This is a genomic window from Flavobacterium coralii, assembly GCF_019891545.1.
GTDB classification, from domain to species: Bacteria; Bacteroidota; Bacteroidia; order Flavobacteriales; family Flavobacteriaceae; genus Flavobacterium; species Flavobacterium coralii.
Map to the genome: position 1 here is coordinate 368,165 of NZ_JAHDIU010000002.1, position 19,067 is coordinate 387,231.

A 19,067-nucleotide genomic window follows, 5' to 3' on the forward strand; every position below is an offset into this window, starting at 1 on the left:
ATTTTATGAGATATCTGTTGTTTATATTATTTTTTACTGTAATTGCATGTAACAATACAACCGTTACAAAAGAAACTGTTATAGGTATAATACCTTATAAAAATATAGATGACAGCAAAGTTGCATTAGTAAGCAAAGCTATTACCGATTATTATGGTGTAAAGGTAAAAGTGTTGCCTCATTCAGAATTTCCCTCGTCAGCATTTGTAAACATAAAATCACCTCGTTACAGGGCAGATAGCCTTATAGCTATACAGGAGCGTAACATGCAGCCGGATGTTGATTATATCTTGGGGCTTACTGATAAAGATATTTCGGTAACCAAGCGGGATGAGAACGGAAATATCAAATCTCCTGAATGGGAATATAATGACTTTGGTGTCATGGGGCTGGCCTATCGTCCCGGCAACAGTTGCATTGTTTCCGATTTCCGGTTAAAGCATAAAAATAAAGAGGTACAGTTTGGCAGATTTAAAAAAGTCGCTATACATGAGTTAGGCCATAACTTCGGACTTCCGCATTGCCCTGATAAATCATGCGTAATGACAGACGCTGTAGAGCAAATCAGTACAATAGACAATGCGAAGCCGGAATTATGTATAGCGTGTAAAAGTAACTTAATATTTCCCGCTGAGCAGTGCGCCACCCATAGGTATTTTAGTATCTAAGCCCAGTTTTTTAAGCATTTCATAAGTGGTACAAACCGCAGCCGAGGTTACCGGTATGCCAATCTCTTTTTCGATAGCATCAATAGCTTCAAGCGAAGGCATCTGTACGCAGGCAGAAGCAACCAGCACATCAACCCCATCAAGATTGAGGCGTTTGTATATCTCAAGCAGGTTCATAGGGTCCTGTGCCGCTACCTCTAAGTTATCCGGTATTTCAAGCGCGATAGAATCTACTACCTCAAACCCTTGGTGTTCAATATAATCTACCACAAGCTGTGTAAGAGGCTTCATGTAGGGCGTTATTACCGCAACCTTTTTTGCCCCGAGTACTTTTAACCCATTAATCAGAGCCCCGGCACTGGTAACAATAGGGGCAGGGGCACCATTCTTTACCGTTTCTTCATGCAGGTTAGTTTCACTCACGCAATGGTAGCCGCGCCCCATACTCATAATCGCTACAAGGCAGGCATAACCCATAACATCTACTTGGGCATCGCTTAGTTCCTGTGCGCATTTAAGGCTTTGGGCATCCATTGCTTCCAGCTCTTCCTTGGTCACTTTCTTCATACGCATTCGGCTGGAATGGAATGTAAATCGTTCAGGAGAAACCGTTTCCCTTGCCCTGAAAAGCGCAGGTATTTCAGTTTCCATAGTTATATTGGAGCTTGGCACAATTTGCCCTATGCGGTATTTTTTCATTAATCTTGGTGTTTAAAGTTTAAGGTTTAAGGTTGGAAAGTCCATTCCTATTACTTACAGTCTCAAAAATCCATTTTCAAATTTTCAAATCAACTAATTTTCAAATTAATTAGCTGCCTCGCTGTCCACTACATAGTTTCTAAGCGTACCGATACCTTCTACAGTAGCTTCTACTACATCTCCCGGCCACATAAACGACTGTGGTGTCATACCTGCACCTACACCTGCCGGTGTACCTGTTGCAATAATATCACCCGGTTCAAGTGTAAATACCGTACTCAGGTCGTGTATCAGGTCATTGATATTAAACAGCATATATTTTGTGTTGGAACTCTGCCTTTGTTCACCATTAAGTTTTAACGAAAGGTTCAGGTTGTGCGGATCTTCAATGTCAGCCTTAGTAACCAATACTGGCCCCATAGGCGCAAAAGTATCCTGCCCTTTAGAAACAATCCATTGTCCGGCACGGCGGCAGTCGCGCGCGCTGATGTCGTTAATGATGGTATAACCATACACATAGTCCATTGCTTCTTCTTTAGGCACATTTTTACCACGTTTGCCAATAATAACAGCAAGTTCTACTTCATAGTCCAGTTGCTTAGTGATTTTTTGGTTATGGATGATATCCTCTTCCGGGCCAATTACAGCAGATGTTGGCTTAGAGAATACCACAGGTTCCTGCGGTAGTTCTTTTGAAGTATCAAGTGTACGTGCCGATTCGGCAACGTGCTCGGTATAATTTAGCCCGATACCAAAAATGTTTTTACGTGGTTTGGGTATTGGTGCCATCAATGTGGCATTGCCCATAGGGATAGAGCAATCAAGTAGTTCTTCTTTAGTAGCTGTATTGAGTAATTGTATGGCATGGTTTATACCTTCTATGCCTAAATCGATAAAGTCCATCATATTATCAGGAAGCGGGCTTTGCTTTATGTGTCCCAGCTTTTCTGCGTCAACAATCATTTCGCCTTCTACAAATCCGAGGCGTGCGGGGGTATGGTTTATTCGGTAGGTAACTAATTTCATTTATAATGTTATGTTGTTTGTTGTTATATTATTCTGTATTGTAATTACTTATTTATTAGAAGTGTATAATGCAGTTTGGTAGTAATTTTTTAATTTTTTCACGTTCAGATTCGCTCAATTTATTTCGTTCAATGTGAAGCTCTTGCAGACTTGTCAAATACTTTATTTCTTCCGGTAAACTCGTCAACTGGTTATTTCCAATTTCTAAGTAAAGTAAATTGGTTAATTCTCCAATCTCTTTTGGCAGCTGTTTTAACTGATTATTATTCATAATTAGTATCCTCAGATTCTTCAGTTTTCCAATTTCCGAGCCTATATTTTTTAATTGATTTGAGCTCAAAGATATTTCATCAAGCGAATGAAGCTTGCTTAAAACACTTGGGAAAGTTTCAAATTTATTCCCTAAAAGATTTATAGATACTATATTTTTAAGTTTTGATAGATTTTTAGGTAGTTTGTCAAAGCCTTTACTTGCTAAATCTATGCTTAGCACGCTATCTTTTTCGCTAATAGCTTTTTCAATGTCAGTATATTCGAACAGTGCTCGGTTTTTCTTAATATAGTCCCAATAAGATTTTCCAATTACTTGCCTTATCTCAAAACCATATTTTTTTTCATTTTTAGCATCTATCCATTTTCCCGAAGCAAATTTAAAATCAGGATTTAAAGTTCCTTCAAAAAATCCAGTTATACTGTCTGTGCTTTCACGTTCAACTATGTGAAAAGTATAATCATTATTTAATTTGCCAACTAATTTCTTCGAACCCAAATTTGGATCAGAGTAATAGGAGCCAACCATAGTTGAGTCAAGTAGTACTAAAAAATTAAGGTTTATTTCTTTTTTTAAATTCTTACCAGATTCAATAAAGCCTTCATATACAAAAGTGTCACAACACTTCTTCGCCTGCCCGAAAGCGGTAATGACTGTAATAAATATAATTATAATCGTAAATCTAAACTTCATAGTATGAGCTTACTATTTCTATTTGCACTGTGAACTCCGAACTTATTGGTACTTATTAGGATGCTCCATCTCTTGGTACAACCCCAGTGACGTAATCACCGGCAGGTCGTGAAACGAGAACAGGCAGGCATCTTCTGTATCAGATAGATTTACGTGCTCATGGTACACCCACGATGGCACACAGAAAATATCGCGTTCCTTCCAGTCGTAGCGCTTGCCGCCGATGATAGAGTAGCCCTTACCTTTTGCACACTGGTACACGAATGAGCCTGTATGCTTGTGTGCAAGGGTATGCTCGCTTGGGCGGAGCATCTGCATGCTGGCACCCATAGTTTGCATTACATGCCCGCCTGTAAGGGGGTTGGTATAATGCATCAATATACCATCATAAGGCGAACCCTCATTAACCTTTGCGGCTTGCTGCAGGGCGGGGTACACCTGTTTCCATGAATACTTAAAAAGGGGAGAGTAGGGCTTGTCCCAAACATGGTCGGCGGGTATTAACCCCGCGCCACTATAGCTCATAGGCGAGAAATTCAGCGGCTTTTCTAACGGCTGCTTACCATCAAACACAGCATAGTCATTGGCTTCGAGCGCATTTACAAGCGGAATATCCAACCCATCCTGCCAAATGCAGGTTTTGCCGCCTTCCTCCACGCCATGCTCGTGCCAGGTGCTGTTTGGTGTTATCACAAAGTCGTTGACTTCCAGCATTATTTTGTTACCATCAACCACGGTGTAACCGCCTTCGCCTTCCATAATAAAACGCAGGGCAGAGGCTTTGTGCCTGTGTGCCGAAGTACTTTCTCCCGGGCGGGTGACTTGTATGCCGGTGTACAACCAGCCCACCGCAGCACTTACATCGCGGCGTTTGTCATTAACAAGATATACCACACGGCGGCCCGCCTGTTCCGGTGTAACCAGTTCCGATGATTTCAATACCAGATGGCGCAGGTCTTCATACTTCCAAAGCATTGGTACTGATGAAGGTTTAGGCTCCCAGGGCTCTATATCGTTGGCAACAGTCCATAAGGCACCTGCACCAAGGCTCTCAAGTTCTTTGTAATAGGCTTCCAGTTCCGGCGTGGTTTGCACCCTTGCACGTCCGTAAACCGTGTCGTCATATTTCGTTTCCTCCATACTTTCTTATTTTCAAGTTGTTATGGTTAATATTACTATCCTTCTTTCGGAGTTGGAATCCTATGGCACAGCTAAATAAGACTAATGCTACACCTAATAAAGAAGCTATGCTATATTCTATGTGTTCATCTTCAAAAAGAAAAACTGACAATTCATTATCTGTTCTTAACATCAATTTACCTCCGTGTTTTACATCTTCGCAGTGCTGTCCGTAAAACTTTTTTTCATACGTTTTTCCTTTATAGTCAAATCGGAAATATGGTTTATCGAACCTACTCCTGGAACTGCTGCCACACTTTACAGGGACATCTACTATATTAACCTGTACAGGCGTTCCATTATCTCTTATTTCTACATAATCAAATTCTATCTTGACCAGCCAAAGTGCGCCTGCCATTATCAACAGGCTTACAATCGTTAAGCCTTTAAGCCTTATTTTCATCATTCTCGCCAGTACCCGTAAAGGTAATGTTTTTCTTCGGAGCTGTATTTACACGCAGGTCGAAGATATCAAAGCGGTTATAGTGCCCTAATATATCGTGCATCTGCTTTGGCTGTATGCATTTGCTAAGGTCAATATCCGCATATACAATGCCTTCTTCATCTATCAGCGGCTCGCCGATAACGGCCCCGTTAGGACCAATAAACCCTGAAAACGCACTATCTTTCCGCGTAAGCAACTCTTCCGCATTTGGCACGTCTTCCTTCATGATATCAATGATCTCTTTGCTGATAGTAGAGCACGAAACGATAGTAAACAATTTACCTTCAAATGAGTGTGCCGCTGCACGTATCTTAATAGCTTCTGCCATATTGTAATCGGGCGGGGCAACTGGCAGCGAAATATAATTCGCAATGTGGATGAGTTCGCCCTGTGTAAGCAGTGTGTAACGTGCCAGCGTGTTGGTGTTTTCGCCGCAAGCCAGCGTACCAATAGGGCCTATCTCGGTATTATATACCTTTAATGAAGAACCGTCACCTCCTGTCCACGTGAGTTTTTCAGCCCAAGTAGGCACCAGCTTACGGTGCTTACCGATAATTTGGCCTTTATTGTTGATTATGAGGTTGGTATTATATATTTCTCCAAAACTTTGCCCACGCTCGTTAACGCCAATAACTATGTGGCAGTTGTGCTCTCTTGCCGCTTCGCAGAGCCTTTCGGTTTCAGGGCCGGGAACATTTATTGAGTTTTTATAGAGTTTTTCATACCATGCGCTGCCCTGCACCGGAGTCATGATCCAGTTCCAGTAAGGGTAACCTGCCACAAACACTTCGGGGAAAGCTACCAGAGAAGCGCCATTACCGGCTGCCTCTGCTATTATAGAACAGGCTTTAGCTGTAGTGGCATCCGCGTTAAGGAAAACAGGTGCTGCCTGTACTGCTGCGGCTTTAAATTTTGGTAATTCCATTTATAAACAATTCTAAATTTTGAATTCTAAATTTTAAAATTTTTTCCATTTCTACTTTATGGAGAGATCTAAGATTACTCTGCTACGCCCGGAATGGAAGGCTATAGTAAATATTTTTCCAGCTTGGCACGCATATCATCAGGAAAAGCGCTGGCTTTAATGCTCTTTCGGTCGTCTGAAAAATCCACACGTACCAGCGTTACATCACCCTCCAGACAAACGGAGCCATCCTCGTGCTCAAACTTAAACCCGCAATGCATAGAAGCACCCCCCAGGTTCTTTATCCAAAGGTATTTGGTAAGCTCATCACCCAATCGTGCCGCTTTTTTAAATTGCGCTTTAAGGTCAACAGTAGGGATGCCGCCTGTTTCGTGCAGGTTTTTAAAAGGCAGGTTCAGTGCCTCAGCATAAAAATCTTCCACTAAATTATTCAGCATTTCCAAAAAGCGCGGGTAAAACACAATCCCCGCATAATCTACATGCTGAAAGCGTACGGTTTCTTTTTTTATAAATGCGTTTTTCATTACGCCTGTACTATATTTTTTAATTTAAATCTTTGTATTTTACCCGTTTCGGTTTTTGGGAGGCTGTCAAGATAGCGTATCTCGCGCGGGTATTTGTACGGCGCCGCCATTTCCTTAAACCAGTCCTGTATGGCTTTGGTGGTGGTTTCGTGTGCCTTGTCTTTTTCTTTGAGCACAATATATGCGCAAACCAGCATGCCACGGTTCTCATCCGGAAGCCCTACTACGGCGCATTCTGCAATATCATCATGTGTAAGCAGCACACTTTCTACTTCTATAGCTGAAATATTATAACCTGCCGAAATAATCATATCATCGCCTCGTGCCACAAACCAGAAATAACCGTCATCATCCTTTCGGAAGATATCGCCTGTTATATTCCAGCCATTTTGCACATATTCCTTTTGTTTTTCAGCACTCACAAGGTATTTACAGCCTGTGATGCCACGAACCGCCAAACGGCCTTCTGTACCATTGGCAACGTCATTGCCATTTTCATCTACTATCTTGGCCTCATAGCCGCGGATTGGCTTGCCTGTAGCGCCTTTGCGCATGTTTTCTTCGTTGCTGGAGATAAAGATATGCAATATCTCGGTAGAGCCTATGCCGTCAATTATTTTTAGCCCTGTGGCTTCATACCAATCGTCCCATACTTTTTCAGGGAGTGTTTCTCCCGCCGATACACATTTACGCAGCGACGAAATATCGTAATCCGCAACTTTAGTAGTCAGTACCCGCCATGCGGTTGGGGCAGTAAAGCAAATGGTTATTTTGTAATCCTGAATTGCCTGTAAAAGCAGGTCAGGTGTAGGTTTTTCTATTAAAAAGGTTGATGCCCCGAAATAAAACGGGAACAGCACCAAACCGCCAAGCCCAAAGGTAAACCCAAGCGGCGGGCTTCCAGTAAATATATCATCCGGTGTTGGGTTAAGCGAGTATTTAGGGAATGCTTCGCATATCAGCAATATATCTTTATGGTAATGCGATGTCATTTTTGGCTTACCTGTAGTGCCACTGGTAAAGCCGATGATAGCAACTGAATCTGCTTTTGATGGATAATTGGTAACGGTTTCAGGCTTGCCTGTCATTAGTTTTTCCAGTTCCTGTTCGGTTTGCCCTGTGCCGTCAAAAGCAATTATTTTATTTAAGTAATCTGATGTAACTGACTTTAAATCATCTATAAGCCTGTAATCGCACAACGCGTGAGATATCTGTGCGCTATCTGCCATTACCGTTAATTCTTTTTCCCGCAAGAGCGGCATGGTTGCCACCACAATACCGCCCGCTTTAAGTATCCCAAACCAGCAGGCTACATACATCGGGTTGTTGGCAGAGCGTATCAACACACGGTTACCCGGGACAAAACCAACATTTTCACGCAGCACATGGGCTATCTGGTTTGCTTTTTTATACAAATCATTAAAAGTCCACGAGGTATCAAAAGTGCGTATTGCTATTTTATCGCCATTACCTTCGGTAATATGTCTGTCCAGCAAACGCTCAACACAGTTCAGGTCTTCCGGGAATTCAAAGTCGGCATGCCCGGTAAAGCATTCTGCCATCAGTGAAGGGTGTGGCAGGTGGTCGTGCGCAAAATTATCTTCGTAATGTTTCATGATTTTACGAAATTATTTTATTCAAGTTGTTGGCTTATTAAAGAGTTATCGATTGCTTTAGACATTTCTTTCATTTCATTATTTAAATCCTCTGCATATACGCTATAAGGTACTGGAACTATTATCTCTTTGTCTAAAAAAGTAATTGCATATTGGCCGTAAGACTTTTTATTTTTAGGTTCTTTATATTTTAAAGTTTGTTTTGCGGCAGCAAACATCCTTTTTATATTTTCTGTTCCGTATATTTTTTTAAGAAATTCTACAGTAAAATTTACAAGTTCTGTGTTGTCAGCTAATCCATCAGGGAAAACATAAGGTAAAAGATAATTCAATGTTTTTTCGGTATCTCCTAAAGCTGAATAATTTTTAGCATACTGCTGCGCCATGTATATATCCCTTGACGCATATGCGTTACCACAAAAATGCTGATAGGGATATTTGTTTGTAAGGTCAAGATATTTTATGGCTTCTTTAAAATTTTTATTTTCATGTTCAATATTTGCCAATTGTATACAAGCCCTGTTCTTATAATTGGTATAGGATTCACCCATAAAACCACCACTACTATAAGATTCCTTATCATTGGCTTTACTATTTATAATTTCAATGTAAGTGTCTCTGGCACTGTCATATTCCTCTAACTCATATTCAATTTGAGCCTTATTGTTGAGGGCATAAAAATATAATTTGGACTTAGGGTATTTTTTGATAAGTTCCGAGAAGTACCCGTGAGATTTGTTCAAGACATTTTTTCTTAACTTTATTATTTGTTTAAAAGTTGAATCATTGTCAATATTTAAGTCAAAACCATCACTCTGAAGTTCATATAGAGCTATTCCTTTGCTAAAAAGCGCAATGTCTTCATCATTGTCTTGAGCTTTACAAGATTGCAAAACAAATACTATATAGATTAAGATTAGATATCGCATGATTTCTTATTTCTTATGCGTTAGTGGTTTTGATGCTTTCTTCATATTCTCTATAGTCCTGCGCTCCCCGGAGCGGTACGGGTACATATGCGGCGCGGCCGACATATACTGCTTCGGTATCCCCACAGCGTGCAGGTCGTTGGCCTTATATAACTCATACGCCTGTGCGTTGCGCACGAAGAACGGGTCGAGTAACAATGTTTTACCTAATGCTACCAAGTCAGCACGGCCGTTGAGTAATATGGTATTGATTTGGTCAATATCCTGTATGTATCCCGCCGTGATGGTAGGGATGTGTACTTCATTGCGTACCATATCGCTGAAAGGCGTTTGCCACATTCTGCCTACAGCCAGTTTTTGATTTTCAACCGTTAAGCCTGTAGAAACATTTATAATATCAGCGCCCGCTTGTTTAAATGCCTGTGCAATGGCAATCACCTCTTCTTCAGTAATGCCATTCTCTGCCCAGTCAGATGCGGAAATGCGTACGGACATTGGTTTATCCTGCGGGAATGCCTCGCGCATGGCTTTAAATACCCTTAGCGGGAATTTGAGCCTGTTTTCAATACTGCCACCAAATTCATCTGTGCGGATATTAGTTAATGGCGACAGGAATGAAGCCAACAGGAAGCCATGATGTGCCTGTAGCTCTATCATATCAAACCCGGCAGCATCGGCATTTTTGGCAGCGTTGACAAATTGTTCAGTAACTACATCGATATCCCCAATGTTCATTTCACGCGGCACTGCCATTTTATCATTGAATGGGATAGGGGAGGCTGATAGCAATTCCCATGCGTTTTCTATAGGCTCGTTCCTTTCTTCCCACGGGCGTTTTACGGCACCTTTTCTGCCGGAGTGCCCAATCTGCATCCCTATTTTTGAGGTGCTGTTTGTATGGACAAAATCTGTAATTCGTTTCCATGCATCTGTCTGTTCCTGAGTATATATACCGGGACAACCTAAAGTAATTCTTCCTTCAGGAGACACAGCAGTTGCTTCGGTTAATATTAATCCTAAACCACCTGTAGCACGCGACCCGTAGTGCATTAAATGCCAGTCAGAAACCACACCATCTTTAGCAGAATACTGTTCCATCGGGCTCATTACAATACGATTGTCTACTGTCATGCCGCGAAGCGTAAACGGTGTAAAAGCAGCCGGAGTGGATTTGTCTTCATTGCCTTCGCGCTCATTGAATTCTGCGAGTACTTTTTTAGGGAAAGAGGTATCACGCAGCCCGAGGTTTTCAAAAGTCACTTTTTTAGAGCGCGTCATTACGCTAAAGGCAAACTGCATAAAATCGTGCTGCATATGTCTGTCCATGTGCTCAAACCAGTCCAGCGAAACATTAGCCGCATGTTGTATCATTTCCACGCGGTTGCGGCGCAGCTTTTCGTAATTTTCAAAAACTGCCTTTATATCAGTCTTATACTGTATAACCGAATCAGCCAGCGAAATAGCGCATTCCATTGCCAGCTTGGTGCCCGAACCGATAGAGTAGTGGGCAGTGGCCTTTGCATCACCCAAGAGCACTATATTGTTGTGATACCAGTTTTTATTGGTTACCGCGGGGAATTGCCTCCAGTGCGAGCGGTTGGTAATTAATGGGTGACCGTCAAGCTCTTCTTTAAAGAAACCGGATATTTTATCTATTGTATCCTCTTCATCTGTTATAGAAAAACCTGCTTTTTGCCAGGTTTCATCTGTCATTTCAAATATCCAGGTGCTCATTCCTTCTTCATACTGGTACGTATGCGCCACCATAGCACCGTGTGGCGTACTCCTGAAGAAATAGGTAAAAGCATCCAGCGGGCGTGTAGAACCCATCCATACAAAGCGGTTGCTTTGCATTTTTACTTCAGTGCCGAATTGTGCTGCAAATTTGTCGCGGATGCCGCTGTTGATACCGTCCGATGCTACTATGATATCAGAATCTGCAAACTGCGAAAGATCATCTACATTGGCCTCGAAATGCAGCTTTACACCTTCTTCGCGGCAGCGTTGCTGCAGTAGCTGTAATAGTGTTTTGCGCGAACAGCCGCAAAAGCCGTTGCCTGTTATGCGTACTTTCTCGCCATCTCGGGCAACATCAAGTTCATCCCAATAAGCAAAACGGCTGCGTATCAGTTCATACGACTGCGGATCGCGTGTAAGGAATTCGCTAAGGGTTTCATCAGAAAATACTACGCCAAATCCGAAAGAGTCATCAGCGCGGTTGCGTTCGTACACATTTATCTCAGTGGCAGGCATGGCCTTTTTTACAAGGATGGAAAAATACAACCCCCCCGGGCCGCCGCCAATTACTGTAATCTTCATTATTCAGGCCTTTTTATTGAGAATATTTCACCAAGTTTAGAGTAGTTCCATCCGGCAAGCCTTGCCACCGGGCGGTATGCATCCTGGTTTATTTTATAGTTATCAAGCAATATGCTGTCGTCAACATGAAACATCACCACACGGCCTATCATTATCGTGGCACCGCCATTTTTGTGGTCTTCAAGGCTGTAATTGTGTACCAGCTTACATTCCATATTTACAGGGCTTTCCAACACGCGCGGCGCTTTTACAAACAGGGAAGGGGCAGGGGTAAGTCCGGCAAGCTCAAATTCGCTTTCGTCCGGCTTAAGATTGGCCGATGTAGTATTCATTTTTTCCACTAAATCTTCAGTAGCCATATTAACTACAAATTCCCCTGTTTGCAGTACATTATTCAGTGTGTCTTTATTTACATTTCCCGTGCGTACAGTAGAGAACATCACGTGAGGCGGGTCTTCACCAACGGCATTAAAAAAAGAAAAAGGGGCAAGATTATAGTTACCTTCTGCATCTGTTGTAGAAACCCAGCCGATAGGGCGTGGTATTACAGTTCCCGTTAAAATCTTGTATATATCTTTCTGGCTTGTATGTAATGGGTCTATCTGCATGTAAACATCATTTAATGCTTACAAATAAAAGAAATTTTATAACCATTATCTTAATTTTTTTGTGATAAAGTTAGGAATACATCAATACTAAAACCTTGTAGTATTTAATATCAATTTTAAAACAGCAATTCCTTTAATTGTTTCATATATGATAAAAATTTAATTATAAATGATTAATATTGTTTACTGTGTAATTTATTTTTTAATTTTTTGAATAATGTGTTTTTATATATTTGCTAAATAATTATATTTATGCAAAAAAACTATATATGGAACTTTTATCATGCCCTAAATGCCATAATAACCATATTGTTAAGAGTGGAATTGTAAACCAGAAACAGCGTTACCTGTGCAAGAAATGCAATTACTATTTTACGGTAAATAAAATTGGTAAAAAAATAGATAACTACTATGTAACTAAGGCTTTACAGCTTTATCTTGAGGGCTTGAGTTACCGCGAAATTGAACGCATCATTGGTGTTAGCCATGTAACGGTGAGCAATTGGGTTAAGGAGTTCAGGGTTAAAAAGCCTTCACATGGCGATTATCATCCTACGTATAAGATTTTTAACCACCCCGAACTGATAGAATATCTTAAAAATAAAAACCAGCTTAGCGGTGCAGGCATGATTATTACTGAGCTGGGAGATAAGTTTATGCTTATAAAATGGGAGCGCTTTAAAGATTAACTATATCTCTTTACAAATATATATACCACATTAGCAACAGGTCGTTTCATTTTTAGAATTTGGCTGTACCGAAAACGTTTTTTTAACCACAAAAACAACCAGATTATGAAACGACTTTACCTTATTGCCGGTTTGGTGCTTGCTTCAGTTGCAGGTTACTCGCAAGGCTCGCCGGAGTATGGAGGTGGCCTCAAGTTTAACCTTGACACTACCGGCACAAAGTACATGCGGGTAATTGCATGGAACCAGATATGGTTTAAGAGCACAGAGTTTAACCCCGGAACCATGGTTAACGGCGAAGAAGCCACCAGCAGTACCGATATTGGTAACAGGAGGCTTCGCTTTTTGCTTTATGCACAGGTTAGCCCCCGCTATTTAATCTTAACCCATTTTGGTATTAATAACCAGACTTTCACTAATGGCGGAGCGGTAAGCTCTACAGGTACGGGCGGCTATGGTGCAGGCAAAAAGCCCGGGCTGTTTTTTCATGATGCCTGGAACGAGTATGCTCTAGTGCTCCCGCAGGCCGATAAAAAGTTCAGCCTTACGCTTGGTGGCGGACTTCATTATTACATGGGGCTTTCGCGTATGACAATGGCTTCCACACTTAATTTTCTTACGCTTGATGCCCCGATTTTTAACTGGCCTTTAATTGAGAACTCAGACCAGTTTGCAAGGCAGATGGGCTTTTTTGCTAAAGGCAAGGCAGGCAAGTTTGAATACAGGTTATCTTACAACAAACCTTTTGCTACCAATGTTGCCCCGGTTGATGTGCCTACGGCAGATGCAGCGGTTGCGGTAGATAATAACGGCAATACCAAATGGAGCAAAGCCGGTTATGTAGAATACCAGTTTTTAGACCAGGAATCTAACTTTTTGCCTTATAAAGTGGGTACTTACCTCGGCACTAAAAAAGTATTTAATATTGGTGCGGGTTTTTATAATGCTCCCGAAAGCACAAAAACATCTGTAGGCGGCGAAATAGAAAAGCATGATATGAACCTTTTTGCAGCCGATGTTTTTGCCGACCTTCCTGTGGGCAGCCCCGAAAAGAAAATGGCTTTAACAGCATACAGCGTTTTCTACAACTACGATTTTGGCCCTAATTACATCAGGAACATCGGTATTATGAATGTTGGTGTACCAAACCCTGACTTTGCAGGAGCAACAGCAATTGCTGGTGCAGGAAGTAACCAGCCGCTTATTGGTACAGGTAATATCTGGTACACACAGGCAGGCTTCCTGCTGCCGTCTGCAGCCGAAAAGCCAATGGTGCGCATACAGCCTTTTGGTGCCTTTACTTACAAAAACTTTGAGGCTCTCGAAAAATCGAGCACACAGTTTGATGTGGGCGCTAACTTCTTTATAAACGGCCACCATGCTAAAATTACCACACAATACTCTACAAGGCCGGTTTATACCGCATTAGATGATGTTTCATCTAAAGGCGAGTTTATTATGCAGCTACAAATCTATTTATAAAACACAAATACTTTCGGTTATGGAAAAACAACAAAAAGCAACGGCGTACTGGCGGGAAAACCTTAAGTACCTGTTTATACTGCTGCTGATATGGTTTATAGTATCATATGGTGCAGGCATATTGTTTAAAGATGCACTAAACAGTATTAAGCTGGGCGGTTTCCCTCTGGGGTTCTGGTTTGCGCAGCAGGGTTCTATCTACGTGTTTGTTATCCTGATTTTTGTATATGTAAGGCTTATGAATAAGCTCGACAAAAAATATGGATACAACGATTAATTCTACTAACATTTAAAGATTTACAAAATGGATGTTCAAACCTGGACTTATATAATTGTAGGGGCATCTTTTGCACTCTACATTGGAATCGCCATATGGTCTCGTGCCGGTTCTACTAAAGAATTTTATGTTGCAGGCGGCGGTGTATCGCCCCTTGCAAATGGTATGGCTACAGCAGCCGACTGGATGAGCGCCGCATCTTTTATATCAATGGCGGGGATTATTTCATTTGCCGGATATGACGGTGCTACTTACTTAATGGGATGGACAGGGGGCTATGTACTGCTGGCATTGCTTTTGGCACCTTACTTAAGGAAGTTCGGAAAATTTACGGTGCCTGATTTTATAGGCGACCGTTATTACTCTAAAACAGCACGTTCGGTTGCGGTCATATGTGCACTTATTGTATCATTTACCTATGTAGCGGGGCAAATGAGGGGAGTAGGAGTGGTGTTTTCAAGATTTTTGGAAGTTGATATTAATACAGGTGTAATCATCGGTATGATCATAGTATTGTTTTATGCCGTATTAGGAGGCATGAAAGGAATTACCTATACCCAGGTGGCCCAATACTGCGTGCTGATATTTGCTTTTATGGTACCAGCTATATTCATATCAATTCAAATGACAGGCAACCCAGTGCCACAGCTAGGTATGGGTGGTACAGTGGCTGATGGTTCAGGAACCTATCTTCTGGATAAACTGAACGGTCTATCTACAGAACTTGGTTTCAGCGAATATACCGATGGTTCTAAATCGCTTACAGATGTATTTGCCATAACCCTTGCCCTTATGGTGGGCACGGCAGGTTTACCGCACGTAATTGTGCGTTTCTTTACAGTGAAGAAAGTAAAAGATGCCCGTAAATCGGCTGGTTTAGCGTTGCTTTTCATTGCCATACTTTATACTACCGCACCTGCTGTTGCTGTATTTGCACGTACAAACTTAATTGAAACAGTTAGCGATAAAGAATATGCCACCATGCCTGCATGGTTTAAGAACTGGGAAAAGACAGGGCTTCTAAAATATGAAGACAAGAACCAGGACGGAAAAATTCAGTACTACAATGAAAAGTCTAAAAATGAGGAATTTTTAGCTGCCGCGGAAGAGAAAGGACTAAAGGGGAATGAACTGACTATTGATAATGATATCATGGTGCTTGCTAACCCCGAGATTGCACAGCTGCCAAACTGGGTTATTGCGCTTGTGGCTGCCGGTGGGCTTGCCGCTGCACTTTCTACTGCTGCCGGCTTACTGTTGGTAATATCATCTTCAGTATCGCACGACCTTATCAAAAAAATGGTAAAACCGGATATTTCTGAAAAAGGAGAGCTTATAGCTGCACGCCTTTCGGCAGTTGTAGCGGTTTGCATTGCCGGATACTTTGGTATTAACCCTCCGGGCTTTGTTGCTGCCGTTGTAGCGCTTGCATTCGGGCTTGCAGCCGCTTCGTTCTTCCCGGCTATCATACTGGGTATCTTTTATAAACGAATGAATAAAGAAGGCGCAGTTGGCGGTATGGTAGTTGGGCTTGCACTAATGCTTTTTTACATGCTTAAGTTTAAATTTGGTATATTTGATGGAGGCCAGGAGGCTGTAGAAAGCCTGAAACCAGACTGGTGGTTTGGTATATCTCCCGAAGGGTTTGGTACTATAGCCATGATAGTAAACTTTGCCGTAGCTATAATAATAAACCAGTTTACGCCACCGCCACCGCAGGATGTACAGGAAATTGTAGAAAACATAAGGATACCTTCGGGTGCCGGAGAAGCAGTAGATCATTAATAAAAGTATTCCCTGCCTGTTTAAGATTCAGGCAGGGAATTATTACTACAACAGATGAAAAAACGCCATCAGCAAAAGCTAATTATACTCTCCGTTGGGCTGCTGCTCGCCTTCAATATGCCGTTGCTGTTGCTTTTTGACAGCAGCAAGGCGATTCTGGGGTTGCCGCTTATTTATGTATACATCTTTTCAGTGTGGCTTTTATCGATATTGGTATCACTTTTTGTTTTCATGAGGTACTATGAGTAGTGCGGTATTACTTATTATTTTAAGCGGCTACCTTGCACTGCTTTTTTTTGTGGCACACTGGGCAGAAAAAAAAGGCAATATAAGGTGGACGAACAACCCGTATGTGTACTCGCTGTCACTTGCTGTATATTGCAGCGCATGGACGTACTATGGCAGTATAGGGCTTGCCGCCAACAGCGGGCTGGGCTACCTGCCGGTATATGTTGGGCCGGTTATTATAATACCCGCATGGATAATCCTGTTACGGAAGGTTATCCGTATTTCGCGTATTAATAAAATATCAAGCATTGCCGACTTTATTTCACTGCGTTACGGTAACAGCCGCTTTTTAGGTGCATTGGTAACGCTGATTGTACTTTTTGGAGTATTACCATATATAGCCCTTCAGTTAAAGGCAATATCAGAAACATTTCATGTTGTTACCAACACCACAGAAAGCACCAATTTTATTTATGACACAACTACTTATGTAGCCATAGCGCTTGCTCTTTTTGCATCCTATTACGGCACACGCTATGTAGATGCATCCCAAAAAAGAAAAGGAATTGTTACAGCGGTAGCAATGGAGTCGGTATTAAAGCTGTTCTTTTTCCTGCTGCTGGGGCTTTATGTAACATTTTATGTTTTTGATGGCTTTGATGACATTACCCAAAAAGCTGCACAGCTTGAAGGTTATGCCCAAAAAAATACAGTCGGTGGGATACCCGAAGCAATAAACTGGTTCTTTTTATGCCTGCTTTCGCTGTTTGCTATTTTCCTGCTGCCGAGACAGTTCCAGATGAGTGTTATAGAAAACAACAGGGAGCACCACTTAAAGACGGCTATATGGCTATTTCCGCTTTACCTGTTGCTGTTTAACCTGTTTGTGTATCCTATAGCATGGGGAGGCAATATACTTTTTGAAGGGCAGGGGGTAAACCCTGATACTTATTCATTGATGATTCCGAGGATTATGGGTAACCCTGTTGTAACAGTATTAGTATTCTTAGGGGGCTTTTCTGCGGCTATATCTATGATAGTGGTATCATCAATAAGCCTTTCTACCATGTTGAGTAACAACATTCTGATACCTTACGGTTTTTTAGGAGCATTGCAAAGCAGCGATGAGGAAACGAACAGTAAACGGATTGTAAACATTCGTAAAATAGGTATTTTCAGCCTTGTAATAGCTTCTTATATAATTTATAAAGGGCTTGTACTCGATTATAACCTTGTATCGATAGGCCTGGTTGCTTTTGTGGTAATAGCGCAGCTTGCACCTTCTTTTTTTGGTGCCATACTATGGAGGCGCGGTTCGCGCAACGGTGCTGTTGCAGGTATCACTGGCGGGTTTCTGGTATGTACCTATACGCTACTGGTACCTTATGCTACGGGCGTTGCAAAAATGGGAGGCAGCATCATTACCGAAGGCCCTCTTGGTGTTACCCTGCTAAAGCCGTTTTCATTGTTCGGGCTGGATTATTTAACGCCCGTTCCGCACGCGCTGTTTTGGAGCCTGCTTGTAAATATTTTCCTTTACATGGCTGTTTCTGTGAGCTTTAAAGGCAACTACAGGGAAAGGAACTATGCAGAAATGTTTGTGGATATAGATCGCTACATCAATATGCACGAAAAGGCTTTTATCTGGAAAGGTACTGCCTATACAAGTGATATAGAGAAGGTGCTGAAAAGGTTTTTAGGGGAGGAGCGTACCAAAAGGGCAATGAATATTTTTAACCTGAAGTATAATGTTGACAAAGACCAGGAGCTTGCCGATGCCCGCCTTGTAAAGTTTGCCGAGAACCTGCTGACGGGGCATATTGGTACCGCATCTGCAAAAATACTGATAGCCAGTGTTGTTAAGGAAGAGAAAATAACCCTGCCCGAAGTTTTAAAAATACTGGAAGAGAGTAAGGAAAATATCATTATTAACAAAAAGCTTACAGAAACGTCTAATGAGTTGCAGAAAATAACAGCACAGCTAAAGGAAGCCAATGAAAAACTGTTGTGGAAAGACAGGCAGAAGGATGAGTTCCTCGATACGGTAACCCACGAGCTGAGAACCCCTATAACAGCTATAAGGGCGGCAAGCGAAATTTTACATGATGACGACGAAATTCCGGAAGAGCTTAAAAAGCAGTTCCTTCAGAATATAATAACAGAGTCAGACAGGCTTAACAGGCTTATTAGCCTGATATTAGACCTTGAAAAATTTGAAACAGGCAGGCAGGATATAAATCTATCACAAAATGATTTAGAACATACGGTAAATAAAGCATTAGAACCGTTGCAGCAGCTTATTGCCAATAAGAACATTCATGTAGTTCTTAATACTTCAGGAAGCACAGAGGCGTGTTATGATGAGGACAGGATAGTACAGGTAGTAACCAACCTGCTGGCAAATGCTATAAAGTTCTGCCCTGAGCAAAACGGGGTTATCAAGATAGCAATAAAAGGTAACAAAGATATACTGACAACTACCGTAGAAGATAATGGTAAAGGGATAGCGCCTGCTGATACCGAGCTGATTTTTGATAAGTTTTATCAGTCTAATAACCAAAATATAAAAAAGCCTGTCGGCAGCGGTCTCGGCTTGGCCATAAGCAGGCAGATTATAGAGCGGCACAACGGTAAAATATGGGCAGAAAATGCAGAAGGCAGCGGTGCAAGGCTTATATTTACATTACCTAAAAATTTATAAAAG

The 19,067-nt window shown here is 41.7% G+C and carries 18 protein-coding genes; 7 read left to right on the forward strand and 11 right to left on the reverse strand.

What is annotated here, in order from left to right:
• Window positions 1-5: 5 nt before the first annotated feature.
• A complete protein-coding gene (locus tag KJK34_RS04465) occupies window positions 6-668 on the forward strand; it encodes a zinc-dependent metalloprotease family protein (protein ID WP_223052652.1) in 663 nt (220 codons plus the stop codon).
• Here KJK34_RS04465 and KJK34_RS04470 read toward each other — a convergent pair.
• From KJK34_RS04470 to KJK34_RS04520, 11 genes are all read right to left on the reverse strand, one after another.
• On the reverse strand, window positions 618-1,367 hold the full coding sequence (locus KJK34_RS04470; RefSeq protein ID WP_317196863.1) for a maleate cis-trans isomerase family protein: 750 nt from the start codon (window positions 1,365-1,367) through the stop codon (window positions 618-620). The genes KJK34_RS04465 and KJK34_RS04470 overlap by 51 nt on opposite strands.
• A 105-nt stretch (window positions 1,368-1,472) precedes the next feature.
• Window positions 1,473-2,393 (reverse strand): fumarylacetoacetate hydrolase family protein, encoded by a 921-nt coding sequence (locus tag KJK34_RS04475; RefSeq protein ID WP_223052653.1) that lies wholly within the window; start codon window positions 2,391-2,393, stop codon window positions 1,473-1,475.
• A 55-nt stretch (window positions 2,394-2,448) separates the two neighbouring features.
• Window positions 2,449-3,357, reverse strand: a complete 909-nt coding sequence (locus KJK34_RS04480; RefSeq protein ID WP_223052654.1) for a leucine-rich repeat domain-containing protein — start codon at window positions 3,355-3,357, stop codon at window positions 2,449-2,451.
• A gap of 42 nt (window positions 3,358-3,399) precedes the next feature.
• Window positions 3,400-4,497, reverse strand: coding sequence for a cupin domain-containing protein (locus tag KJK34_RS04485; protein ID WP_223052655.1), 1,098 nt, complete (start codon window positions 4,495-4,497; stop codon window positions 3,400-3,402).
• Entirely contained in the window at window positions 4,478-4,894 is a 417-nt protein-coding gene (locus KJK34_RS04490; RefSeq protein WP_223052656.1) for a hypothetical protein, read from the reverse strand. Before KJK34_RS04490 ends, KJK34_RS04485 begins: the two co-directional genes overlap by 20 nt.
• Before the next feature lie 28 nt (window positions 4,895-4,922).
• Window positions 4,923-5,906 (reverse strand): carbon-nitrogen hydrolase family protein, encoded by a 984-nt coding sequence (locus KJK34_RS04495; RefSeq protein WP_223052657.1) that lies wholly within the window; start codon window positions 5,904-5,906, stop codon window positions 4,923-4,925.
• Between the two features lie 101 nt (window positions 5,907-6,007).
• Complete coding sequence (locus tag KJK34_RS04500) at window positions 6,008-6,430, reverse strand: acyl-CoA thioesterase (RefSeq protein ID WP_223052658.1); 423 nt, start codon at window positions 6,428-6,430, stop codon at window positions 6,008-6,010.
• A complete protein-coding gene (locus KJK34_RS04505; RefSeq protein ID WP_223052659.1) occupies window positions 6,430-8,046 on the reverse strand; it encodes an AMP-binding protein in 1,617 nt (538 codons plus the stop codon). The genes KJK34_RS04500 and KJK34_RS04505 overlap by 1 nt, the downstream gene beginning before the upstream one ends.
• A 17-nt stretch (window positions 8,047-8,063) precedes the next feature.
• Window positions 8,064-8,975 (reverse strand): tetratricopeptide repeat protein, encoded by a 912-nt coding sequence (locus KJK34_RS04510; protein WP_223052660.1) that lies wholly within the window; start codon window positions 8,973-8,975, stop codon window positions 8,064-8,066.
• Between the two features lie 6 nt (window positions 8,976-8,981).
• Complete coding sequence (locus KJK34_RS04515) at window positions 8,982-11,294, reverse strand: oxidoreductase (RefSeq protein WP_223052661.1); 2,313 nt, start codon at window positions 11,292-11,294, stop codon at window positions 8,982-8,984.
• Complete coding sequence (locus KJK34_RS04520) at window positions 11,294-11,902, reverse strand: flavin reductase family protein (RefSeq protein ID WP_223052662.1); 609 nt, start codon at window positions 11,900-11,902, stop codon at window positions 11,294-11,296. Before KJK34_RS04520 ends, KJK34_RS04515 begins: the two co-directional genes overlap by 1 nt.
• A 269-nt stretch (window positions 11,903-12,171) precedes the next feature.
• Between KJK34_RS04520 and KJK34_RS04525 the strand changes: the two genes are divergently transcribed.
• The 6 genes from KJK34_RS04525 (at window position 12,172) to KJK34_RS04550 (ending at window position 19,064) form a co-directional block, all read left to right on the forward strand.
• The gene (locus tag KJK34_RS04525) at window positions 12,172-12,591 is read left to right on the forward strand and encodes an IS1/IS1595 family N-terminal zinc-binding domain-containing protein (protein WP_223052663.1); all 420 of its coding nucleotides are present in this window, start codon (window positions 12,172-12,174) and stop codon (window positions 12,589-12,591) included.
• A gap of 105 nt (window positions 12,592-12,696) precedes the next feature.
• Window positions 12,697-14,073 carry a porin gene (locus KJK34_RS04530; RefSeq protein ID WP_223052664.1) on the forward strand — a complete coding sequence of 459 codons (1,377 nt, stop codon included), beginning with the start codon at window positions 12,697-12,699 and terminating at the stop codon, window positions 14,071-14,073.
• 19 nt (window positions 14,074-14,092) lie between these two features.
• A complete protein-coding gene (locus KJK34_RS04535) occupies window positions 14,093-14,350 on the forward strand; it encodes a DUF4212 domain-containing protein (protein ID WP_223052665.1) in 258 nt (85 codons plus the stop codon).
• A 27-nt stretch (window positions 14,351-14,377) separates the two neighbouring features.
• The gene (locus tag KJK34_RS04540; RefSeq protein ID WP_223052666.1) at window positions 14,378-16,135 is read left to right on the forward strand and encodes a sodium:solute symporter family protein; all 1,758 of its coding nucleotides are present in this window, start codon (window positions 14,378-14,380) and stop codon (window positions 16,133-16,135) included.
• 54 nt (window positions 16,136-16,189) lie between these two features.
• Window positions 16,190-16,384: a hypothetical protein gene (locus tag KJK34_RS04545; RefSeq protein WP_223052667.1), complete on the forward strand. Its 195-nt coding sequence runs from the start codon at window positions 16,190-16,192 to the stop codon at window positions 16,382-16,384.
• Window positions 16,377-19,064 carry an ATP-binding protein gene (locus KJK34_RS04550; protein ID WP_223052668.1) on the forward strand — a complete coding sequence of 896 codons (2,688 nt, stop codon included), beginning with the start codon at window positions 16,377-16,379 and terminating at the stop codon, window positions 19,062-19,064. The genes KJK34_RS04545 and KJK34_RS04550 overlap by 8 nt, the downstream gene beginning before the upstream one ends.
• The last annotated feature ends 3 nt before the right edge of the window (window positions 19,065-19,067 follow it).